Source organism: Candidatus Dormiibacter sp. (assembly GCF_050999135.1).
Lineage (GTDB): Bacteria > Chloroflexota > Dormibacteria > Dormibacterales > Dormibacteraceae > Dormiibacter > Dormiibacter spiritus.
Genome location: NZ_JBPCPN010000051.1, coordinates 21,807 through 40,117, shown reverse-complemented (window position 1 = coordinate 40,117; position 18,311 = coordinate 21,807). Strand labels below are relative to the sequence as shown.

At 67.3% G+C, this 18,311-nt stretch carries 20 protein-coding genes; 8 read left to right on the top strand and 12 right to left on the bottom strand.

Features of this window, described 5'->3' with window-relative positions; genetic code table 11:
* Positions 1–266 precede the first annotated feature (266 nt).
* The gene (gene dnaK / locus ACR2MZ_RS12775) at positions 267–2,165 is read right to left on the bottom strand and encodes a molecular chaperone DnaK (protein ID WP_434005419.1); all 1,899 of its coding nucleotides are present in this window, start codon (positions 2,163–2,165) and stop codon (positions 267–269) included.
* Positions 2,166–2,257: 92 nt separating this feature from the next.
* Between dnaK and ACR2MZ_RS12770 the strand changes: the two genes are divergently transcribed.
* Complete coding sequence (locus tag ACR2MZ_RS12770; RefSeq protein ID WP_434005418.1) at positions 2,258–2,767, top strand: DUF3090 family protein; 510 nt, start codon at positions 2,258–2,260, stop codon at positions 2,765–2,767.
* 4 nt (positions 2,768–2,771) lie between these two features.
* A complete protein-coding gene (locus ACR2MZ_RS12765) occupies positions 2,772–3,506 on the top strand; it encodes a protein kinase family protein (RefSeq protein WP_434005417.1) in 735 nt (244 codons plus the stop codon).
* 79 nt (positions 3,507–3,585) lie between these two features.
* Here the strand turns inward: ACR2MZ_RS12765 and ACR2MZ_RS12760 are convergent, their stop codons facing one another.
* Positions 3,586–3,951: a VOC family protein gene (locus ACR2MZ_RS12760; protein WP_434005416.1), complete on the bottom strand. Its 366-nt coding sequence runs from the start codon at positions 3,949–3,951 to the stop codon at positions 3,586–3,588.
* 132 nt (positions 3,952–4,083) lie between these two features.
* Between ACR2MZ_RS12760 and ACR2MZ_RS12755 the strand changes: the two genes are divergently transcribed.
* From ACR2MZ_RS12755 to ACR2MZ_RS12740, 4 genes are all read left to right on the top strand, one after another.
* Entirely contained in the window at positions 4,084–4,623 is a 540-nt protein-coding gene (locus tag ACR2MZ_RS12755; protein WP_434005415.1) for a PadR family transcriptional regulator, read from the top strand.
* Positions 4,624–4,768: 145 nt separating this feature from the next.
* Entirely contained in the window at positions 4,769–5,965 is a 1,197-nt protein-coding gene (locus tag ACR2MZ_RS12750; protein WP_434005414.1) for an IPT/TIG domain-containing protein, read from the top strand.
* Between the two features lie 18 nt (positions 5,966–5,983).
* Complete coding sequence (locus ACR2MZ_RS12745) at positions 5,984–6,577, top strand: biotin transporter BioY (protein WP_434005413.1); 594 nt, start codon at positions 5,984–5,986, stop codon at positions 6,575–6,577.
* Positions 6,578–6,663: 86 nt separating this feature from the next.
* The gene (locus ACR2MZ_RS12740; RefSeq protein WP_434005412.1) at positions 6,664–7,476 is read left to right on the top strand and encodes a hypothetical protein; all 813 of its coding nucleotides are present in this window, start codon (positions 6,664–6,666) and stop codon (positions 7,474–7,476) included.
* On the opposite strand, the gene ACR2MZ_RS12735 is transcribed toward ACR2MZ_RS12740, so the two are convergent.
* The gene (locus ACR2MZ_RS12735) at positions 7,433–8,395 is read right to left on the bottom strand and encodes a cell division protein FtsX (protein ID WP_434005411.1); all 963 of its coding nucleotides are present in this window, start codon (positions 8,393–8,395) and stop codon (positions 7,433–7,435) included. The two genes, ACR2MZ_RS12740 and ACR2MZ_RS12735, sit on opposite strands and share 44 nt — an antisense overlap.
* Positions 8,377–9,090 (bottom strand): cell division ATP-binding protein FtsE, encoded by a 714-nt coding sequence (locus ACR2MZ_RS12730; protein WP_434005410.1) that lies wholly within the window; start codon positions 9,088–9,090, stop codon positions 8,377–8,379. The genes ACR2MZ_RS12735 and ACR2MZ_RS12730 overlap by 19 nt, the downstream gene beginning before the upstream one ends.
* Positions 9,091–9,144: 54 nt before the next feature.
* Between ACR2MZ_RS12730 and ACR2MZ_RS12725 the strand changes: the two genes are divergently transcribed.
* Positions 9,145–10,365 carry an MFS transporter gene (locus ACR2MZ_RS12725; protein ID WP_434005409.1) on the top strand — a complete coding sequence of 407 codons (1,221 nt, stop codon included), beginning with the start codon at positions 9,145–9,147 and terminating at the stop codon, positions 10,363–10,365.
* On the opposite strand, the gene ACR2MZ_RS12720 is transcribed toward ACR2MZ_RS12725, so the two are convergent.
* Positions 10,334–11,965: an AMP-binding protein gene (locus tag ACR2MZ_RS12720; RefSeq protein ID WP_434005408.1), complete on the bottom strand. Its 1,632-nt coding sequence runs from the start codon at positions 11,963–11,965 to the stop codon at positions 10,334–10,336. The genes ACR2MZ_RS12725 and ACR2MZ_RS12720 overlap by 32 nt on opposite strands.
* 137 nt (positions 11,966–12,102) lie before the next feature.
* Here ACR2MZ_RS12720 and ACR2MZ_RS12715 point away from each other — a divergent pair, with 137 nt between their 5' ends.
* Entirely contained in the window at positions 12,103–12,486 is a 384-nt protein-coding gene (locus tag ACR2MZ_RS12715; protein ID WP_434005407.1) for a hypothetical protein, read from the top strand.
* A 47-nt stretch (positions 12,487–12,533) separates the two neighbouring features.
* Here the strand turns inward: ACR2MZ_RS12715 and ACR2MZ_RS12710 are convergent, their stop codons facing one another.
* The 7 genes from ACR2MZ_RS12710 to ACR2MZ_RS12680 form a co-directional block, all read right to left on the bottom strand.
* The gene (locus ACR2MZ_RS12710; RefSeq protein WP_434005421.1) at positions 12,534–13,238 is read right to left on the bottom strand and encodes a VOC family protein; all 705 of its coding nucleotides are present in this window, start codon (positions 13,236–13,238) and stop codon (positions 12,534–12,536) included.
* Positions 13,239–13,240: 2 nt separating this feature from the next.
* On the bottom strand, positions 13,241–13,624 hold the full coding sequence (locus ACR2MZ_RS12705) for a hypothetical protein (protein ID WP_434005406.1): 384 nt from the start codon (positions 13,622–13,624) through the stop codon (positions 13,241–13,243).
* A 59-nt stretch (positions 13,625–13,683) separates the two neighbouring features.
* Complete coding sequence (locus tag ACR2MZ_RS12700) at positions 13,684–14,109, bottom strand: ribonuclease H family protein (RefSeq protein ID WP_434005405.1); 426 nt, start codon at positions 14,107–14,109, stop codon at positions 13,684–13,686.
* Between the two features lie 89 nt (positions 14,110–14,198).
* Entirely contained in the window at positions 14,199–15,002 is an 804-nt protein-coding gene (gene fabI / locus ACR2MZ_RS12695) for an enoyl-ACP reductase FabI (RefSeq protein ID WP_434005404.1), read from the bottom strand.
* A gap of 133 nt (positions 15,003–15,135) precedes the next feature.
* Positions 15,136–15,969 carry a sulfurtransferase gene (locus tag ACR2MZ_RS12690; protein ID WP_434005403.1) on the bottom strand — a complete coding sequence of 278 codons (834 nt, stop codon included), beginning with the start codon at positions 15,967–15,969 and terminating at the stop codon, positions 15,136–15,138.
* A gap of 18 nt (positions 15,970–15,987) precedes the next feature.
* Positions 15,988–16,887 (bottom strand): heme o synthase, encoded by a 900-nt coding sequence (locus tag ACR2MZ_RS12685; RefSeq protein ID WP_434005402.1) that lies wholly within the window; start codon positions 16,885–16,887, stop codon positions 15,988–15,990.
* A gap of 52 nt (positions 16,888–16,939) precedes the next feature.
* Complete coding sequence (locus ACR2MZ_RS12680; RefSeq protein ID WP_434005401.1) at positions 16,940–18,310, bottom strand: redoxin domain-containing protein; 1,371 nt, start codon at positions 18,308–18,310, stop codon at positions 16,940–16,942.
* Position 18,311: the final 1 nt, after the last annotated feature.

The window sequence follows — 18,311 nt, the reverse complement described above, 5'->3', positions numbered from 1 at the left end:
CTCCGGCCCTCTAGCAGGACCGCGTCCACCAAGTAGCGCCCTCGAGACATCACGCACCTCCCAGCGTTGCTGGGTGTCCACTATGTCCCGAGACACCTGTCCTCTATGTGCTGAACTCGCACACCCCCGTCGGCTCCCGGGCGACCGCAACTCCCAATGTGAAGGAGTCGCAGATTATGCGACCGGTTGATCCCGCCGAAAGAAATGAAAAGGGCGCCCGCCGTTGGCAAGCGCCCCTTTGCTTACTGGTCGATCAACGAAGCGGCTTACTTGACCTCGCGGTAATCCGCGTCCACCACGTCGTCCTGCCCCTTGTCTGCGGGACCAGTCGGTTCGGCGCCGGTGCCGGACGTGGCGCCAGCCTCCTGATAGACGTGCTGGCCAACTTTTTGCAGAGTCTCGTTGAAGTCATCCATCGTGCTCTTCAGCGTCGCCACATCGCCGTTCTTGCTGGCGCCGCGGAGAGTCTCGAGCTTGGTCTCCACTTCGCTCTTCACGTCGGCAGGAACCCTGTCGCCATGCTCCTGCAGAACCTTCTCGGCCTGGTAGATCATCTGGTCGGCCTGGTTGCGCAGCTCGACCTCCTCCCGCTTGCCGCGGTCCTCGGCAGCATGCGACTCAGCGTCCTTGACCATGCGCTCGACCTCGCTCTTGTCGAGTGCAGACGAGGCGGTGATGGTGACGGACTGCTCGCGGCCCGTGCCCTTGTCGACAGCCTTCACGCTGAGGATGCCGCTCGCATCGATGTCGAACGCGACCTCGATCTGGGGCATGCCCCGCGGCGCCGGCGCTATGCCGTCCAGGTGGAAGCGGCCGAGAGTGCGGTTGTCACGCGCGAACTCGCGCTCACCCTGAAGCACGTGGACCTCAACTGAGGTCTGATTGTCAGCTGCAGTGCTGAAGATCTGCGAACGAGACGTCGGGATTGTCGTGTTGCGGTCGATCAGCTTCGTGAAAACGCCGCCCATCGTCTCGATCCCGAGGGAGAGCGGGGTCACGTCCAGAAGCAGGACATCCTTGACCTCGCCCTTCAGCACGCCTGCCTGGATGGCGGCGCCGATGGCTACCACCTCATCGGGATTGACGCCCTTGTGCGACTCCTTGCCGCCCGCCAGCTCCCGCACCAGCTGCTGGACGACCGGCATTCGGGTGGAGCCACCGACGAGCACCACCTCGTCGATCTGCTGCGGCGTCAGGTCCGCGTCTTGCAGTGCAGCCATGAAGGGTGCCCGCAGGCGCTTGGTCAGATCGGCGGTCAGGGACTCAAACTTGGCCCGCGTGAGAGTCATCTCCAGGTGCTTGGGCCCTGTCTGGTCGGCTGTGATGAAGGGCAGGTTGACGGTCGTCTCCAGCCGCTGCGAGAGCTCGATCTTGGCCCGCTCGGCCGCCTCGGTCAGGCGCTGGAGGGCCTGCCGGTCAGCCTTCAGATCGATGCCGTTCTCCTTCCGGAACTCGTCGGCCAGCCAGTCCACGATCTTGCGGTCGTAGTCGTCGCCGCCCAGGTGGGTGTCGCCGTTGGTCGACTTCACCTCGAAGACGCCGTCCCCTACGTCAAGCACCGAGACGTCGAAGGTGCCACCGCCCAGGTCGAAGACCAGGATGGTCTCGTTGGCCTTCTTCTCCAGCCCGTAGGCGAGCGAGGCGGCGGTCGGCTCGTTGATGATGCGCAGCACGTTGAGGCCCGCGATCTGCCCGGCGTTCATGGTCGCCTGCCGCTGGGAATCGTTGAAGTAGGCGGGCACTGTGATGACCGCGTCGGTCACCTTCTCGCCCAGATATGCCTCAGCGTCGGCCTTGAGCTTCTGCAGGATCATCGCCGAGATCTCCTCCGGCGTGAACTCCTTACCGGCGTTGGGCACCTGCACTGTGACGCGATCCTCTTTGCCGGACCTGACGTCGTAGGGCACGATCTTCCGCTCCGAGTCGACCTCGGCGAAAGTGCGGCCCATGAAGCGCTTGATCGAGGAGATGGTGTTCTCCGGGTTGACGGCCGCCTGGCGGCGCGCCAGCTGGCCCACCAGCCGCTCGTTTGACTTGGTGAACGCGACGACAGAGGGAGTCGTCCGCGACCCCTCCGAGTTGGGGATGACCACCGGCTCGCCGCCTTCCATGACAGCGATCACGGAGTTGGTCGTGCCCAGGTCGATTCCTACTGTTTTCGGCATCTGGTCCTCCGATTGTTGAGATTCACTGCCTGAAGCGTTCCCCGGCTTTGGGGGCAGCAAACGCCTCCGCGCTGGACTGTAGGCTAGCCCTAGTGGCTCGCAGTTTCGAGTTCGACCCGGTCAGCTCCGTCAGTGTCGGGGCCGAGGGCCAACCTGGCCAGCGTCAGTTCTTCCTTCAGATCGAGGGCTCGGGCCAGCGGGCGATCCTGGACTGTGAGAAGGTGCATGTTCAGGGGCTGATCGCCCGGATCGTGCAGCTGCTCGAGGCGCAGGGCCTGGAGTCGAGTCTGGAGGGAGCCACCCCGCCTCCCGCCGAGTATGGGCAAGCCGAATGGAGCGTTGGGGAACTGGGCCTTGGCTTCCACGACGGCCGGGATAAGTTCGTGCTCATGGCTCGCGAGCAGGCCACCGAAGCCGAGCAGGATCCCGAGAGCCTGGCCACCGCCCGCTGCTGGCTGAGCGCCGAGCAGATCCTGCTCCTGGCACGCCAGGCCATGGTGGTGGTCACCTCCGGGCGGCCCACTTGTTCGCGCTGCGGCCTGCCCATGGACCCGAGCGGGCATCCGTGTCCCGCCGCCAATGGCGCCCGACTCATCGTCTGAGAGTGTGCTGCCCCGGAAGTGGGACCTGGAGTCGATCGAGGAGGCGCTGACCGGGCTGCCCGAGATCGAGCTGAAGGGGCTCTTCAGGCGCTCGTCCAACTACACGTTCCTGGTCGAAGTGAGCGGTCCCAGCGAGAGCCGCCTGGCCGTGTACAAGCCGGCTCAGGGCGAAACCCCGCTCTGGGACTTCCCCCCCAGCACGCTCTTCCGGCGAGAGGTGGCGGCTTACCGTCTGGCCAGGCATCTCGGCTGGCCGAGCATTCCACCGACGGTCGTCAGGGTCGAAGCGCCCCACGGCGTCGGTGCCCTGCAGATGTACATCGACGCTGATCCCCGCCTCAGCTATCTGCGGCCGCCCGCCGGCCCAACGCCGGACTGGCTGCCCGTGGCGCTCTTCGACGTCCTCACCAACAACGCCGATCGCAAGGCGGGGCATTGCCTGTTCGACGCCACCGGCAAGCTGTGGGTCATCGATCACGGCCTCACGTTCCATGTCGAGCCCAAGCTGCGAACGGTGATTTGGGACCAGGCCGGCCAGCCGGTGCCGCCTGCGCTCCGGGATGATCTCTGCCGGGCGGCGGAGTCACTGGCCGGGGGATCGCTGGACGGGCAGCTCTCCCAGCTGCTGAGCAGGGCCGAGCTCAGAACTCTCGGCCGGCGGCTGCGAGCCGCCGCCAAACCCGGCTTCCGGCTGCCGGAGCCCACCTCCGACTGGTCGATACCGTGGCCTCCTGTCTAGCGTCCTGCGCCAAAGTTCGTTGAGTAGATTGTGGCAGGCGCTTAATGGGCGCCAGTCCTGGCGCCGAGGCCACGTCGCCTCAGCCCTGCTGTAGAACCAGGCGGTTGCCGTCCGGGTCCCGCAACACCGCCTCGAGCCCATAGGGCCGTTCTTCCGGCAGCTGCTCGAACTCTGCCCCGTCGGCCGCGAGCCGTTCGCATTCCGCCCGCAGGTCGTCCGCCACGAACACCAGCCCCTGCAGTGAGCCGGCGGGCATGCTGTCGAACCAGTTGACCAGTGTCAGTGAAGTGGCGGCTCCCTTCGGCGCCACCTGAACCCAGCGGAAGCCTGGGATGGAGGCATCCTCGCGGATGAGTTCGAAACCCAGCTTGTCGACGTAGAAGGCCCTGGCCCGGTCCTGATCGGAAACGGGAACCGAGACGACGGTCACCTGCTTGATCGCCAAGGTTATGCCCTCCTGATATATGACGACCCGATATAGTGATTCGGCCACGGTATCATAACGCTGTGGACTATGTCAATCAGTCATAGGAAAGTCACCAGGTCGCGACTGGCCCTTCCCAATACAAGCAACGCGGTGCTCGGGCTCCTGGCCTTCGGCAGTGAGCTCTCCGGATATGAAATGCGGAGGTGGGCGCTCAACCTGCGCTTCTTCTACTGGAGCCCGGCCCAAAGCCAGATCTACGCCGAGCTGCGACGCCTCGAGGGTCTGGGCTACGTCACTTCCCGCGAGGTCGAGCAGGAGGGCCGCCCGGACAAGCGCCTGTACCGCATCACGGAGCAGGGACTCGACGCGTTCCGACACTGGCTGAACGAGGCACCCCTGGAGCCGCCCGTTCTCAAGCATTCGGTGGCGCTGCGACTGTTCTTCGGAAGCCATGCCAGGCCGAACCGGCTCATCGAGCTCATGGCGGAGCACGTCGAAGCTATGCGCCATATCCTCGGAGAGCTGAGCGAGGTCCGCTTGGGGCTGGCCGACAACCCGCAGTTTCGCTACCCGGCCCTGGTTGCGGAGTGGGGCCAGGCATACTTTGCGGCCGAGGCAGAGTCCGCGGCGCGAATCGTGGATCGCCTCAAGTCCGAGGTATCCGAGTCGGCGGAGCGAGAGCAGCCCTGACAGACTACGGTTCGGCGACACCGGCGGATCTTGCCACCGCACAGACCTGCGGATCGGGCCTCACCGACTGATCGTGCAGTCAAGCGGGCTCGGATACTCCTCTCCGAAGCGAGGTCTGAGCGGGGTCGGTACTCTGGCCTGCGGTATGAGACGACGCCCAGCCGCCTGGCTGCCGCTGCTGCTCTTGGCGTTCGCGCCTCTGCTGCTGGGCGCCACACCGACGCCGCCGCCGACTCCCGTGCCGACGCCGATTCCGCCCAGTCCCGTGCTCAACATCTCGCCCACCTCCGGTCCACCAGGGACCAAGGTGACAGTCACCGGCAGCAACTTCCCCGCCAACCAGCCGGTGCCGATCTACATCGACAGCCCAGAGAGGCAGCTTGGCGTCGCCAAGAGCGACGCCGCAGGCAACCTCGCCCAGGCGATAGTCGTCATCCCAAACGGCATTCCTGAAGGTTCCCACGTCATCTGCGGAGCGGCCGGGGTGCAGCCGGCCTGTGGGCAGTTCCAGGCCCAGCCGGCGCCGACCCCAACTCCCACAGCTGTCCCCACGCCCACTCCCACGGCTGTGCCCTCACCTACCCCGACGGAGACGCCCAGCGCTTCCCCCAGCGCCACTCCTGTGGCCGGCTCCGGGAGCTCCGGTGGCGGCGGCCTGCTCGGCTCCCTCTTCCGCTTCCCCTTCATCCTCTTCCCGCTGCTGTTGCTGCTGGCGCTGGCGGCGGCCATCTTCCTCATCGTCCGCTCGCGCCGAACCCCGCCGGGCCGGCTGCCGCCGACTGTGGTGACGCATCGTGGCGTGGGTCCTGCCGGGAACCCCTACAACCGCCCCGGCACACCCGGTGCACGCCTGGGCGGAACCGGCCAATCGGCCCGACCGGGCTCACCTTTGACCCCGGGCTCGGAGCTGCCCCCCGCGGGAGATGCCGCAGCCGGCACAGGGCTCGAGACCGCAAGCGGCGCTTCAGGCGGCGTGCCGCCCGGGACGGAGCCGACCGACGCCGTTCCTCCCGGCTCAGTTCCAGCGGGTTCGCGGGAGCCGGGCAGCGCAGGCCGATCGGCCGGCCCCGCCGGGAACTCTCCCGTCCCAGATCCCGCAGCTCAGCCTCCCACCGGCCCAGACCAGGCTGACCTCGCGGCTCCCCCGCCGCCCCCCGATGAGAACCAGGGCCCAGGCCGGCCGGCGGCCGGCGGAGGCGGCGGCCAGGAACCGGGGGGACCGCTGAGGCCGTTCCAGGGAGATCGCGCCAGCTCGGGCGACATCTGGACCCCGCCGGGCGGCCGGCGAGCAGCCGGCTCTGGCTACGATGAGCCCCCGGATCTGCCTGAACCTGGCGACTGATGATCTGAGGAGGAAATGATGTCGTCTAACGCCGCGGCGCGCCGCAGCCAGCCAGTGCTGGCCGACGCCTTTGCCGGCTCCCTGCTCAGGGACGCCGCTCTCGTCATCGGCTTTGCGCTGATGGTCGGGATCCTGGCCCAGGTTGTGATCCCGCTCCCCTTCACCCCGGTTCCGGTCACCGGCCAGACGTTCGGCGTGCTCGTCGGCGGCCTGGCCCTGGGCTGGCGCCGAGCACTGGCCGGGATGGCGGTCTACGCTCTCGCCGGTCTCGCCGGGGTGCCCTGGTTCGCCCAGGGCCACGGCGGCTGGCAAGCGCTTTACCTGCCCTCGTTCGGCTACATCCTGGGCTTCGTGGTGGCCGCCTCCCTGCTGGGCGAGCTGGCGGAGCGACGCCTCGATCGCAGCCCGCTGACCACCCTCGCTGCCATGGCCGCCGGCAGCGTTGTCATCTACCTGTTTGGCGTCACCTGGCTGGCCGCGACGCTGCACGTCAGCTTGCTCAAGGGCATCCAGCTGGGCGTGCTGCCCTTCCTGATCGGGGACGCAATCAAGTCACTCCTCGCCGCCGGCCTGCTGCCCGGCGCCTGGCGCCTGGTCGGCCGCAACCACTGACGGTTTCTGACCCGCTCGAAGGTCCGGCCGGCTTAGCCAAAGCACCTTGGCGGGCCGGTGGGCGGCCTCCGGCTAGCCTGGACTTGGTGTCAAGCTACGCATCGTCCGGCGCGCTGACTCGCAGCCGCAGTCGCCTACTGGTCGCGGTCAAGCCTTACTGGCTGCATCTCTATCTGCTCGCCTACACCCCGCTTTTGTTGCTGCTGGATTCGCGGACGCAGAGCCTGGCTCAGCAGTCGGCGCTGGGCGTCCTGACCTTCTTCGTGCTCTGGCTCTGCACGCTGAAGCTGCCCCGGGGCCAGCGGCTGCAGGTCTGGCTCTGCGTGGGTATCGCCACAATCTTCGAAATCTTCGGGTCGCTCATCTGGGGTGTCTATCGATACCGCTGGCACAACCTGCCCCTATACGTCCCGCCTGGCCACGGCCTGGTCTACCTGTTCGGGGTCACCGCCGCCGCGCTACCCGTATTCAGACAGCACGGCCGCCGGGCCGCTCAGGTGGTGCTGGCGCTCTGCACCCTGTATGCGATCGCCGGCTTGACGGTTCTGCCGCCGGTCACCCACCGCCTTGACGTGCAGGGCGCTCTCTGCTGGCCTGTGCTGGCCTGGTGCATCCTGAAGACTGAGCGCTATGCCCTCTTCGCGGCCATCTTCTTAGCCACGCTTGATTTGGAGCTGGCAGGCACGCTGGCGGGCGACTGGACCTGGTTGCCTGTCGCGCCCTGGGATGGGGTGCCCTCGGGCAATCCGCCATCGGCGATCGCCGGCGGCTACAGCCTTATCGACGGCTCTGTGGGCCTGGTCCTGGCGGCCCTGGCCGGGCTGCGCCTGCGCGCGTGGGCCACGCCGCTCGGCCCTAGGCCGACTCCGGAACCATCAGGTGCCGGCGGAGACCGATGAGGGAGGCGGCCGCGCCGAGCAGGATGCCCACCAGCAGAAGGATCAGTCCAGCCGCAACGCCAGTCGATACAGTGAACCCGGGCACCAGCGCCCCCAACCGGTTCGAGCCGCCCACCGTTGCTCCCACCCCGGCTCCAATGGAAACCAGCAGGCCGGCGATGAGGCCCGCGATGCCACCCGTGAGCGCTCCCTCGAAGAGAAAGGGACCGCGGATCATCCAGTTGGGCGCGCCCACCAAGCCCATGATGGAGATCTCTTCCCGCCTGGCATGGATGGCGCTCTGAATGCTGTTCGAGGTGACCAGCACCGCCACCAGGCCAAAGATGGCCAGGAAGGCCCCACCCCCGACCGCGAGATAGGTCAGCGCCTTCTGCAGCCGGCCGTAGGCGCCGGGATCGTAGGAAGTCGGCTGCACAGGGTCGATAGCCTTCTCCTTGCTGACTGAATCCGCCACCCCCGACACGTCCTCAACGCGCTTCAGCTTCACGTCCAGGCTGGCCGGAAACGGGTTGCTGCCGGCGCCGCTGGCCAGATCCCCCAGGCCCGGCCGGTTCTGCGCCTTCTTGAGCGCGTCAGCCTTGCTCGTGTAGCTGACCGACCGCACTCGGCTGTCGGCGCTGAGCTTTACCCGAAGCGCGTCCACGTCGGTGGGGCTGGCGTCGTCACTCAGATAGACGTGCAGCACAGCGGCGTCGGACGACTCCCTGTCGGCCAGCAGGTGCAGAGCGAAGCCGCCGAGTCCGACCACGCCGGCCAGGATCAGCAGGAGGGTCATGGAGATCAGAGCGGGCGCCGTGCCGGCCAGGTTTCGGGCCCAGCTGACGGCCGCGCCAAAAAACAGGTGGTGGAGGACGTTCCGCACGACAGTCAGGTAGACAGTCCGCCGTGGGAACGGCGCCTTCAGGACGACTGGGCCCATCCCAGCTTTCCCACCCGGCCTGCCGGCTCGTCGCGCACCAGTCGGCCGTTGACGAGCGTCAGCGTGCGCTGCTGCCGGCGCCTGACTATCTGCAGGTTGTGCGTGGCCACCAGCACGCCGGCGCCAAAACGAGCGATGTCGGTGAAGAGATCGATGATGCTGACACCTGTGTCCAGGTCGAGATTGCCTGTCGGCTCGTCGGCGATGACGAGGCCGGGCTGGCGAGCTATCGCCCGGGCGATCGAGACCCGCTGCTGCTGGCCACCTGACAGCTCAGCCGGGTAGTCCGCGCCTCGATCGCCCAGCCCCACAGCTTCCAGAGCGTCGAGAGCGCGATCGCGGGCCTGCTTGTCGGAGACCTTGAGATCGGTCACCTGCAGCGCGAAGACTATGTTTTCCAACACCGTCAGGCGCGGCAGCAGCTTGAAGTCCTGGAAGACCACACCCACGCGGCGCCTGAGCGCCGGGATCCTGCCCGGCTTGATCCTGTGCGCCGGAATCCCGTCCACCCACACCTCACCGTGGGTGGGCGGCAGCTCTCGGTTGATCAAGCGGAGCAGCGTCGTCTTGCCAGCACCGCTCGGTCCGATCAGGAAGGCAAGCTCCCCCGGCCGCAGACTGAGGCTGACGTCCTCCAGAGCAGTCCGCTCACCGAAGGCGCGCGTCACCCCTGACAGCTCAAGAATGGCAGTCAAACTAACTACCCTACCAACGAGTTGGCATGTAGCTTGCCTACCTAAACTCGTCGGATGCAGGAAACCGGCCAATACCGCCTGCGCTCGGCTGCGGGTCTGCGCTTGGCGGTGCTCATCGGCCTGGTCGGTTTCCAGCTCCGCGCAGTCATCGTCGGCGTCGGGCCGGTGCTGCCCCAGATCCGCGACGAGCTGCACCTCTCCTTCTCTGCTGCAGGCGCTCTCACAGCCATCCCAGTGCTGGGCCTGGGCGCGGCGGCGATCCCGGGCGCCCATCTTGTCAACCGCTTCGGCCCCCGGGCGGTGGTCGCGCTCGCCACGGCCGGCCTCGGGCTGGCAGCACTGCTCAGGCTGGGGCCCCCGGAGCCGCTCTCACTCTTTCTCTTCAGTGCCGTCCTGGCCCTCTGCGTGGCTGTCGTCCAGCCCGCGCTGATGGTTTTCATCAGAACCTGCTTCCCCGCCGCCATCCAACGCGCCTCGACCATCTACACCACCTCGCTCGGCCTGGGCGGCCTCTGCGGCGCGACCCTGACCGTCCCCCTGCTCTTCCTGGCGGGATGGCGCGGCACGTTTGTCATCTGGGCAGTCCCCATCCTCGTGGCGGCGTGCCTCTGGCAGCTCTGGGCTCCCCGGGAGAGCGGCAGCACCGCCACGCCGGGCCGCATTCTGGCATTGACCCGCGAACCGGCCGTCTGGCAGGTGGCCGGGCTGTTCGGCGCGCAGAGCCTCGTCTACTACGGGACCAGTACCTGGCTTCCCTTCACGCTTCGCTCAGCGGGGCCGGGCACCCTGACCGGGGCCCTGCTCGTGCTGAACCTTGTCAACCTGCCGCTGGCCGCAGTCCTGCTGCTGCTGCGGCGGCCCTGGGCCACCTCACGCTCCTTCTATGCAGGTGCCGGGATCCTCATGCTGGCCGGCTCGCTCGGCTTTGCCCTCGGCCTGACCGGGCTGGCCTGGTTGTGGGCGGGGCTGATCAGTGCTTCCATCGGCATGACCTTCACAGGCTCCATGGCCCTGCCCGCCCTGCTGGCCCGAAGCAGCGGTGACGTGGCAGGCTTCTCGGCAATAGTTCTGACCGCCGGCTACGCACTGGCTTTCCTGGGACCGTTGGCCGGCGGCGTGCTGCTCGACCATCTGCACAGCAGCAGGGTCCCCTTCTGGGTCCACGCCGGCGCCGCGCTCGGCATATTCTGCCTTGCGCTGATGCTGCCCAGGGTGCCGCCGGAGCCGCTGAACAGGGCGGCGGTCAGCCTCGCTGGCGCAGCTCCACCCGCCTGATCTTGCCGCTGATCGTCTTCGGCAGCTCGCTCACGAACTCCACCTCGCGTGGGTACTTGTAGGGAGCGGTCTGCCGTTTGACGTGCTCCTGCAGCTCTGCCGCCAGCTGCGGCGTTGGCTCGTGGCCGGGCACCGTGATCACGTAAGCCTTCACTATCGTGCCGCGCATCTCGTCCCGCTTGCCGACGACGGCGGCTTCGGCCACGGCCGGGTGCTCGACCAGCGCGCTCTCGACCTCGAAAGGGCCGATGCGGTAACCGGCCGAGATGATCACGTCATCACCCCGACCGACGAACCAGAAGTAGCCGTCCTTGTCGACATAGGCACGGTCCCCCGTCACGTACCAATCGCCCCGCTGCGCCGCCGCGGTGGCGGCCTGGTTCCGCCAGTACTCGCGAAAGATCCCGACCGGCCGCTCGGGCCGAGTCCTGACGGCGATGTCCCCCTCGTTGTCAGGCGCCAGCGACTGCCCTTCCTCGTCGATGACCGCGACAGTAATGCCGGGCGAGGGCTTGCCCATCGAGCCTGGCTTGACTTGGAGCGTGGGATAGTTGGCGCAGAGCAGGATGGTCTCGGTCTGGCCGTACCCGTCGCGGATCTCGTGACCTGTGCCCCGCTTCCAGGTCTCGATCACCTCTGGGTTCAGCGGCTCGCCGGCGCCGACGCACCAGCGCAGGTTTTCCAGCTGCCGCCGGCCCAGGTCCTCCAGGACCAGCATCCGGTAGGCGGTCGGTGGCGCGCAGAAGGTGGTGATCGGGTACCGGTCCAAGAGATCCAGTGTTTCGGCAGCGGAGAACCTGCCCCTCGCGTCCTGCACGAAGAGCGCCGCCCCCATATTCCAAGGTCCGAAGAAGGAACTCCAGGCGGCCTTGGCCCAACCTGTCTCAGAGAGATTGAGATGCAGGTCGTCAGGGCGCAAATCCAGCCAGAAGCGGCCGGTGATCACGTGGCCGATCGGATACGAGGCGTGGGTGTGAAGAACCATCTTGGGCGGACCGACTGTGCCCGAGGTGAAGTAGATGAGCGCGGGATCCGCGCTGGCAGTGTCGACCATCCGAACGTGGCCGGAGGCAGCCTCCACCTCGGCTTCGTAGTCGAGCCAGCCAGGCCTGCTCTCACTGCCGACTTGCAGCAACACTCGGAGGCCCTGACACTCAGCCCGCACCTCGTCGACACGCGCGGCGCCGTCAGCGTCCGTCACGTAGGCGACGGCCTCCGCCAGCTGCGAGCGGTAGGCGATGTCCTTGGCAGTCAGCAGAACCGGGCCCGGCACAGCCACCGCGCCGGCCTTGAAGCAGCCGAGCAGCACCTCCCACCACTCAGGGACCCGGCCCAGCTGGACCATCACCCTGTCACCCGCCTGGACTCCCTGCTGCTGCAGGACCTGCGCCACCCGCTCCGAGCGCTGGTCGAAATCGCGAAACGTCAGCCGCCGTTCCGAACCGTCGCCGGCCAGCCAGAGCATGGCCAGCTTGTCGCGGTCCTGCCCCCAGCGGCCCACCACGTCTCGCGCAAAGTTGAAGCGGTCGGGGACCTGGAGCCGGAAGTCACGGACGGTCGCCTCGTAGTCGGTCAGGTTGTGCCTACCGTCTGGCTTCACTGCTTACCTTTCAACTGCTCCTCAGCCATCGCCGGGCTACGCCCGAAAACTCCTCGCGGGCTGACTCCAGCCGCCTCAGTGCTGCTCGCCGCCCGGGCATGGTTCGAGGCTAACAGTTCCGGGTATCAAGTTCGCAAATGGCAACCCCCACCACCCTCTGCGGCAACTGTGGTTCCCCGCTCGCTCATCCCGCCGCCGGTTGTCTCACTTGTGGCTTGCAGGCCGCCGCCCCACCGACCTTGCAGCGCCGGAGTCGCTTTCTGGCCGCCGCGCTCAGCGTCGTGCCGGGCCTGGGTCACATCTACCTCGGCCACAAAGCCAAGGGCCTCATGACCCTTGCCGGGTTCGCCGGGCTTCAGCTCTTCGGCGCCGATCTGGACCTCACAGTGGTCGGCGCGGCGGTGGGAGTCCCGATGGAGATGGGCGGCTTCGGCCTTTGGGCCTGGAGCATCATGGACGCCTACCGGCTGGCCGGCCAGGAGCAGGTGCCGCAGAACGCCTGGCGGCCCGGCTACCGCTAGTTAACTGAACGGCTGGTTGGACCCGAGAGAGATTCTCTTCAGCGGGTTCAGACACTACTCAGCCGGATAGGTCCGCGTGGTCCTGCCAGCCTGACCTCGCGCACACCGGCCTCGCCTTCCTCGACGCTCCACCAGCCCGCCTGGCCCTTCAGCACCTCGCCGAGAAGGCTCCGGGCGCGGGCCGGGTCGGGGTCCGACAGCAGCAGCGATCGGAACCGCACGCGGCGCTGGGGGTCTGCTGGCGGCAGCCAGCCTGGGTACTGCTCAGCCGGTACCTGCCACTCGATGAGAAAGGGCAGAGGACTCGGTTCCCCGTCAGCGACCAGTTCCTGCATGCGCCATTCGAGGCGACTCCCGTCAGGCTTCGTTCGCGAGCCCTCGGTCAGGGCAGGTAGCGGGAGCCGCAGACGGAGCAGCCGTTCGCGTTCCGCCGCCAAGTCGTCAACCGTGGCGATCCAGACCGGAAAGAGAGTCCCATCAGCCACCGCGCGAACGACTCGCCGAGAAGCGGGATGGCGCTCGGCCTCATCTTCGTCAGCGATGGTGATCAGCTCTAAATAGCAATCACCCAGCGGGATAATCCGGTTGGCGGTGCCGCGGCCGGGGTGACGGCCTCCGGCTATCGAGCGCAGCCCGTAATCGGCATGGAACCTGGCGGCAGCGGCCACCAGGTCTGCAACCGCTATCTGGACGTGATCGAAAACAAGCCCCGGGGCGGGCGCTTCAACACCCGCCCGCTGCCGAACTGCAATCGCTAGCCTTGAGTCGGGGTCGTCTTCGAGCGACGTCGGCTGGTCCCGGCGCCAGCGCGAGTAGTCCGCCGACGGCGAGTTGTGGGGCCGGCAGTGAAGGCGCGCTCCACGCGCCGCTGAAGGTTGCGAAGACCCTTTTCGATGGAGGCGGCCGCCGCGCCGCCACCCTGATTGGCCTTCTCGAGCTGGCGCTTCAGGCTGCGGTTCTCCTTGATCAGGTCGTTGACCATGGTGTTCAAAGTCTCGACGAGTTCCGGCCCCTTGCTGCGCGTATCGCGACTCCGACTTCCCGCGCGCGTGGCGGTTCCAGCAGTGGTGCGATTCTTGCTGCCCGGCGGGCGGCCTCGCCGACGCGGGGCAGTTGCTATGACTTCTTGTTCAGACATTCAGACTTCTCCTTCAGACGCCTTTTTCGCTGTGGTTGGAAAAGTCAATATAACCCGGATCACGCCGCCAGTGAGAGGTTGCGCTTGCTCATGCTCCGCAGTCCCTCGCGGGCAAGTTCGTGGGCCGGGTTGGCACGGCGGCTCACATAACGTACTACCCGATGCCGGTGACGAACACGTTCCCGCACCTCGCTGACGGCCAGCCGGAATGTCTCGCTGGCTTGAGACCGGCTGCGAACCACCGGCGCGCAGTCGGTGCGTACAACCACGCGATAAGCCGGCCAGCGGGCCGCCGCCAGGTCGAGCGCGCCGGCGCACACCTGCGCCTCCAACTGGGCCGAGCCGCCCGTATGGTCCAAACCGAAAGACTCGGCATAGAGCAATCGGCCGCGAAAAAAAACTGCAAGGCCACATCCGGCCCGGCCATTTCGGTCGAGAGCAGCATCCACGTAGATCAAGAGACACTCCCGCAAGCGGACCTCCATTGAGAGATTTGCGGGGAGTGTAGCACCATCTGGGGGCGCTGCGCCCGGTCCACCCAGCATGTAGTGCAAAGTGGGTCCGGCGCGGGACACTAGTCCCGGCGACTACTTGATGGTGGGATCAGCTCGGAACCGCTCGCATGGTGGCCGCCGTCGACATGGAGGACCTCCCCCGTGGTCATCGGCAGGTAATCGCTGAGCAGCGCGCAGACGCTCTTGCCCACCGGGCTGGGGTCACGTGTGTCCCAGCCCAGCGGCGCCCGCTTGGCCCATGTCTTCTCGACCTGATCGAAGCCGGGAACACCTTTGGCGGCGATGGTGCGAACCGGCCCCGAGGCAACTGCGTTGACGCGAATTCTGTAGCGCCCCAGGTCGCGCGCCAAGTAGCGGACCACCGCCGCCAGGGCGGCTTTGCTGACGCCCATCCAGTCGTAGGAAGGCCAGGCCATCACCGAGTTATCGAAGTCGAGAGCGACGATCGAACCGCCCCGCTCTTGCATGGCCGGGAGCAGTCCTGCCGCTATCGTCTTCAGCGAGAAAGCGCTGACCCGGTAAGCGGTGGCGGCGCTCTCCCAAGGCGTCTGCAGAAAATTGCCGCCGAGCGCGTCGTCAGGGGCGAAGGCGATGGAGTGAACCCAACCGTCCAGTCGGCCCCAGCGGCCTATCAGCTCCTCGCCGGCGGCCTCCGCATCCTCCTGCTTGGTGGCGTCGAGCTCCAAAACATCAGCCGCTTGGGGCAATCGTTTAGCCATCATTCGGGTGATGTTGGCAACGCGGCCGAAACTGGTGAGGACGATCTCGGCCCCCGCCTTCTGCGCCTCTTCAGCGATGGCGAAAGCAATGCTCTTGCGATCGAGCACCCCTGTGATCAGCAGTTTCTTTCCTTCGAGCAGCATCGCTGTAGGTTAGGGCAACAAGCGCCCTGCCTCCCGTCATCGGTAAGGCGAGAAGTGTCGGACCAGGGCTGAGAATTACTCGTCGGCTTGCTGCTCGCCGAGACCGGCTGCTGCTTTGCCGCCAAAGTGTGCTTCAGCCAGAGCCGGGATCTGGTCCTGTCTCGACAGGCGCCTGGGGTCGGGACGACCAATCGCTCCAGGAGCCCTCATACAAGCGCGTGCCGGAAATGCCTGCCAGCTCCAATGCGACCAGGTTGTGGCAGGCGCTGACACCCGAGCCGCAGTAGCAGACAGTGTTGCCGGCGCCCACTCCAAGCGAGCGAAAGCGCTGCCGCAGCTGCTCGGCAGACAGGAATCGACCCTCAGCATCCAGATTGCCTGACCAGGGGGCGTTGCGCGCGCCTGGGATGTGACCGGCGCGGGCGTCGATCGGTTCTGTCTCACCGCTGAAACGCTCTCGGGCGCGGGCGTCCACCAAGACTGTCCCGGCCGGCAGGCCCTGCATCTGCCCGTAATCGAGCACCCAATCGTGCGACGGCTCTGCGGCCTGAAAGTCCCCCGGGGCGACTGTCACCGGCTCGCGGCTCGTTTCCCCCGTCCAAGCCTGCAGTCCGCCATCCAGCAGGTACACCTGATGATGGCCGAAGTAGCGAAGCAGGAACCAGAGCCGGGCGGCAACAAAGCCACCCTGGTCGTCGTAGACCACCACCTGCGAGCTGCGCCCCACGCCTGCCCGGCGCATGGCGGCTTGAAACTGCTGCCGTCCGGGTAGAGGATGGCGGCCGGCGCCCGAGCGGTCGCCGGTGACTTCGGCCAGGTCGACAAAGACAGCCCCGGGGATATGGCCCTCGGCGTAAGCGGCAGCGCCCGAGCGGCCATCGAGATACCAGCGAAAGTCGAGCACCGAAAGCTCAGGTTGAGCCAGGTGCTCAGCCAGCCAGCCGGCGGGCACCAGAGGACCCCGCACGTGGTTTTTAGTGGACCACTAGCCGGCGACGGTGCCGAGAGCGAGCAGCGCGAACAGCCCGGCCAGGTAGATGGAGGAGTAGCCGAAGAGCCGCCGCGTCCAGCCCCGCCTGACCAGATCGAGCAGGCACAGCGTCACCAGGCCCAGACCCAGAACCAGGGCGCCGGCCAGATAGATGGCGCCCTCGGCATGGGTGAGAAACGGCACCAGGCTGACAACCAGTGTCAGCACCGCGTAGACCAGGCTCTGCCGTTTCACCGAGCCGGCTCGTGCGACCACTGGCAGCATGGGCACCTCCACCGCCTGGTAATCGCGCCGGATCATCTGCGCCAGCGCCCAGAAGTGCGGTGGCGTCCAGAAGAGGATCACAGCGAAAAGCGACAGCGCAGTCCAGTCCAGGCCGCCGGTCACCGCAGCCCAGCCCACCAGCGGCGGCATGGCGCCAGCCGCTCCGCCGATGACTATGTTCTGAGGCGTCGAACGCTTGAGCCAAATGGTGTACACGAAGATGTAGATCAGCGTGCCGATGAGGGCCAGGCAGGCAGCCACCAGGTTCGCGGCGCGCCACAGCACCAGGAAGGCGACGACGTTGAAGAGGATGCCGAAGACAAGGGCGTTTCGGGCCGGGATGCGCCCCGCCGGCACCGGCCGCCGCCGAGTCCGAGCCATCACGGCGTCGATGTCGCGGTCGAACCAGGCGTTGATGGCGGAGGCCCCACCGGCGGCCAGCGTGCCGCCCAGGAGCACAGCCAGCACAGCTTCCAGTCGGGGCACGCCGTGCGCCGCCGGCAGCATGGCGCCGAGCGCGGTGAGAACCAAGAGAAGCACGACCCGCAGCTTCATGAGGCTCAGGTAGTCCCGGATCTGGGAGAACGCGCCGCGCCTGGCTCGGCTGGAAGTTGCGGCCGCTTGGTTCACCAGCGTCCAGTCTAGGCGGGGATCAGGGTCCCGCTGCCCAGCTCAGCTCCGATCAGTGCAGCGCCGTGAGCGCCTGAGCCAGCGCCGCCTCGTTGACAGGTCCTGCCTGCTGATCGCGGATGGTGCCGTCGGGGCCCACCAGAACTGTGGTCGGGAACCCTGCGACTCGGTAGGCCGCCGCGACGCGCCCGTCCTGATCCAGTGCCAGCGACGCCCTGACCCCGATCGAACGCAGATAGCCGCTGGCGGTCGCCTGGCTCTCGCGGTTGTCGACCAGCAGCAGGCTGGTCTCCGGGTGCTGGGCGGCAAACCGCTGCAGTGCCGGCAGTTCCTGCCGGCAGGGCGGGCAACCGGTCCACCAGAAGTTCAGGATGAGCGGCCGGCCCCTGAACTGCTCCAGCGTCACGCTGCCGCCGTCGCCAGCGGCGAGGCTGAAGGCGGGGGCTGGACTGCCCGACCGGGACGGCTCGCTCGCAGTAACCGTCTTCAAGGCTTCCAGCACCTGCGCTGAGCCCCAGCCCTCACCATGGCCGGCCAGCAGCTCGCGACCGGCCGGGTCCAGCTCGGCGCTTAGCTGGGCGGGGAGCTTGCCCCCCACGTCCGGCGCCCCCGTGTAAGCGGCGCGCACATAGCCGTGGCGGTCGATGAGGACGAGTCCTGACGTGTGGGTGTCACCGGTGGAGGATTGAATGCCGAAAGGCGCCCAAAACTCCGCGATGGCGTCCTGGCTGCCGGTGGCGAAGAGCCAGTCGGCGCCTATGCGCTCGCGATATTGAGCCAGTACCTGCGAAGTGTCGGTGCCCGGATCGGTGGTCACCTCGAGCAGGTTGACATCAGGTGCTGCCTGGCGAAGCTGGAAGAGCAGGCCTGTGTAGAGCGGGCAGGTCTGGTGGCAGTTGGTGTGGAACGCGGCCACAACTGTGTCCCGGCCGGTGAAGGTGCTCCGATCCAGGGGCCGGCCCGCTTGGTCCTGGAGGCTGACATCGGCGGGCCTGGTCAGCTTGCCGCCCAATTCCTGCAGGCCCAGATTCAGCTCCTGGTCGCCGATGTAGGCGCCGCCGGCCGGCACGCGTCCCCCCTCCACCGCCAGCAGCAGCGGCTGAACCTGGTTGCTGGAGATGGTGATCTTGCGGGCTGCGGGCTGTCCGGGAATCTGGAGCTCATAGCTGCCGGGCCGAACGCTGAGCTCCTTCAGCTTGGCGCTCTCAGGCGCGCGCGGGACTCCGCCCGAGACGTCGAAGGAGCCGGCGCCGATCGAGATCCTGGTAGGTCCGAGCCGGTCGGGCTGCGCGGCGGCAGCCAGGACCAGGAGCGTGCCCGGTGCGGAGCTGCTGCGGAGGCTGATCAGCTGGTAGGCAAGGCCCCCGGCGGCCAGTGCCCCGAGCGCGAGCAGAGCCAAGAGCAGCCGCAGACGGACAGACACC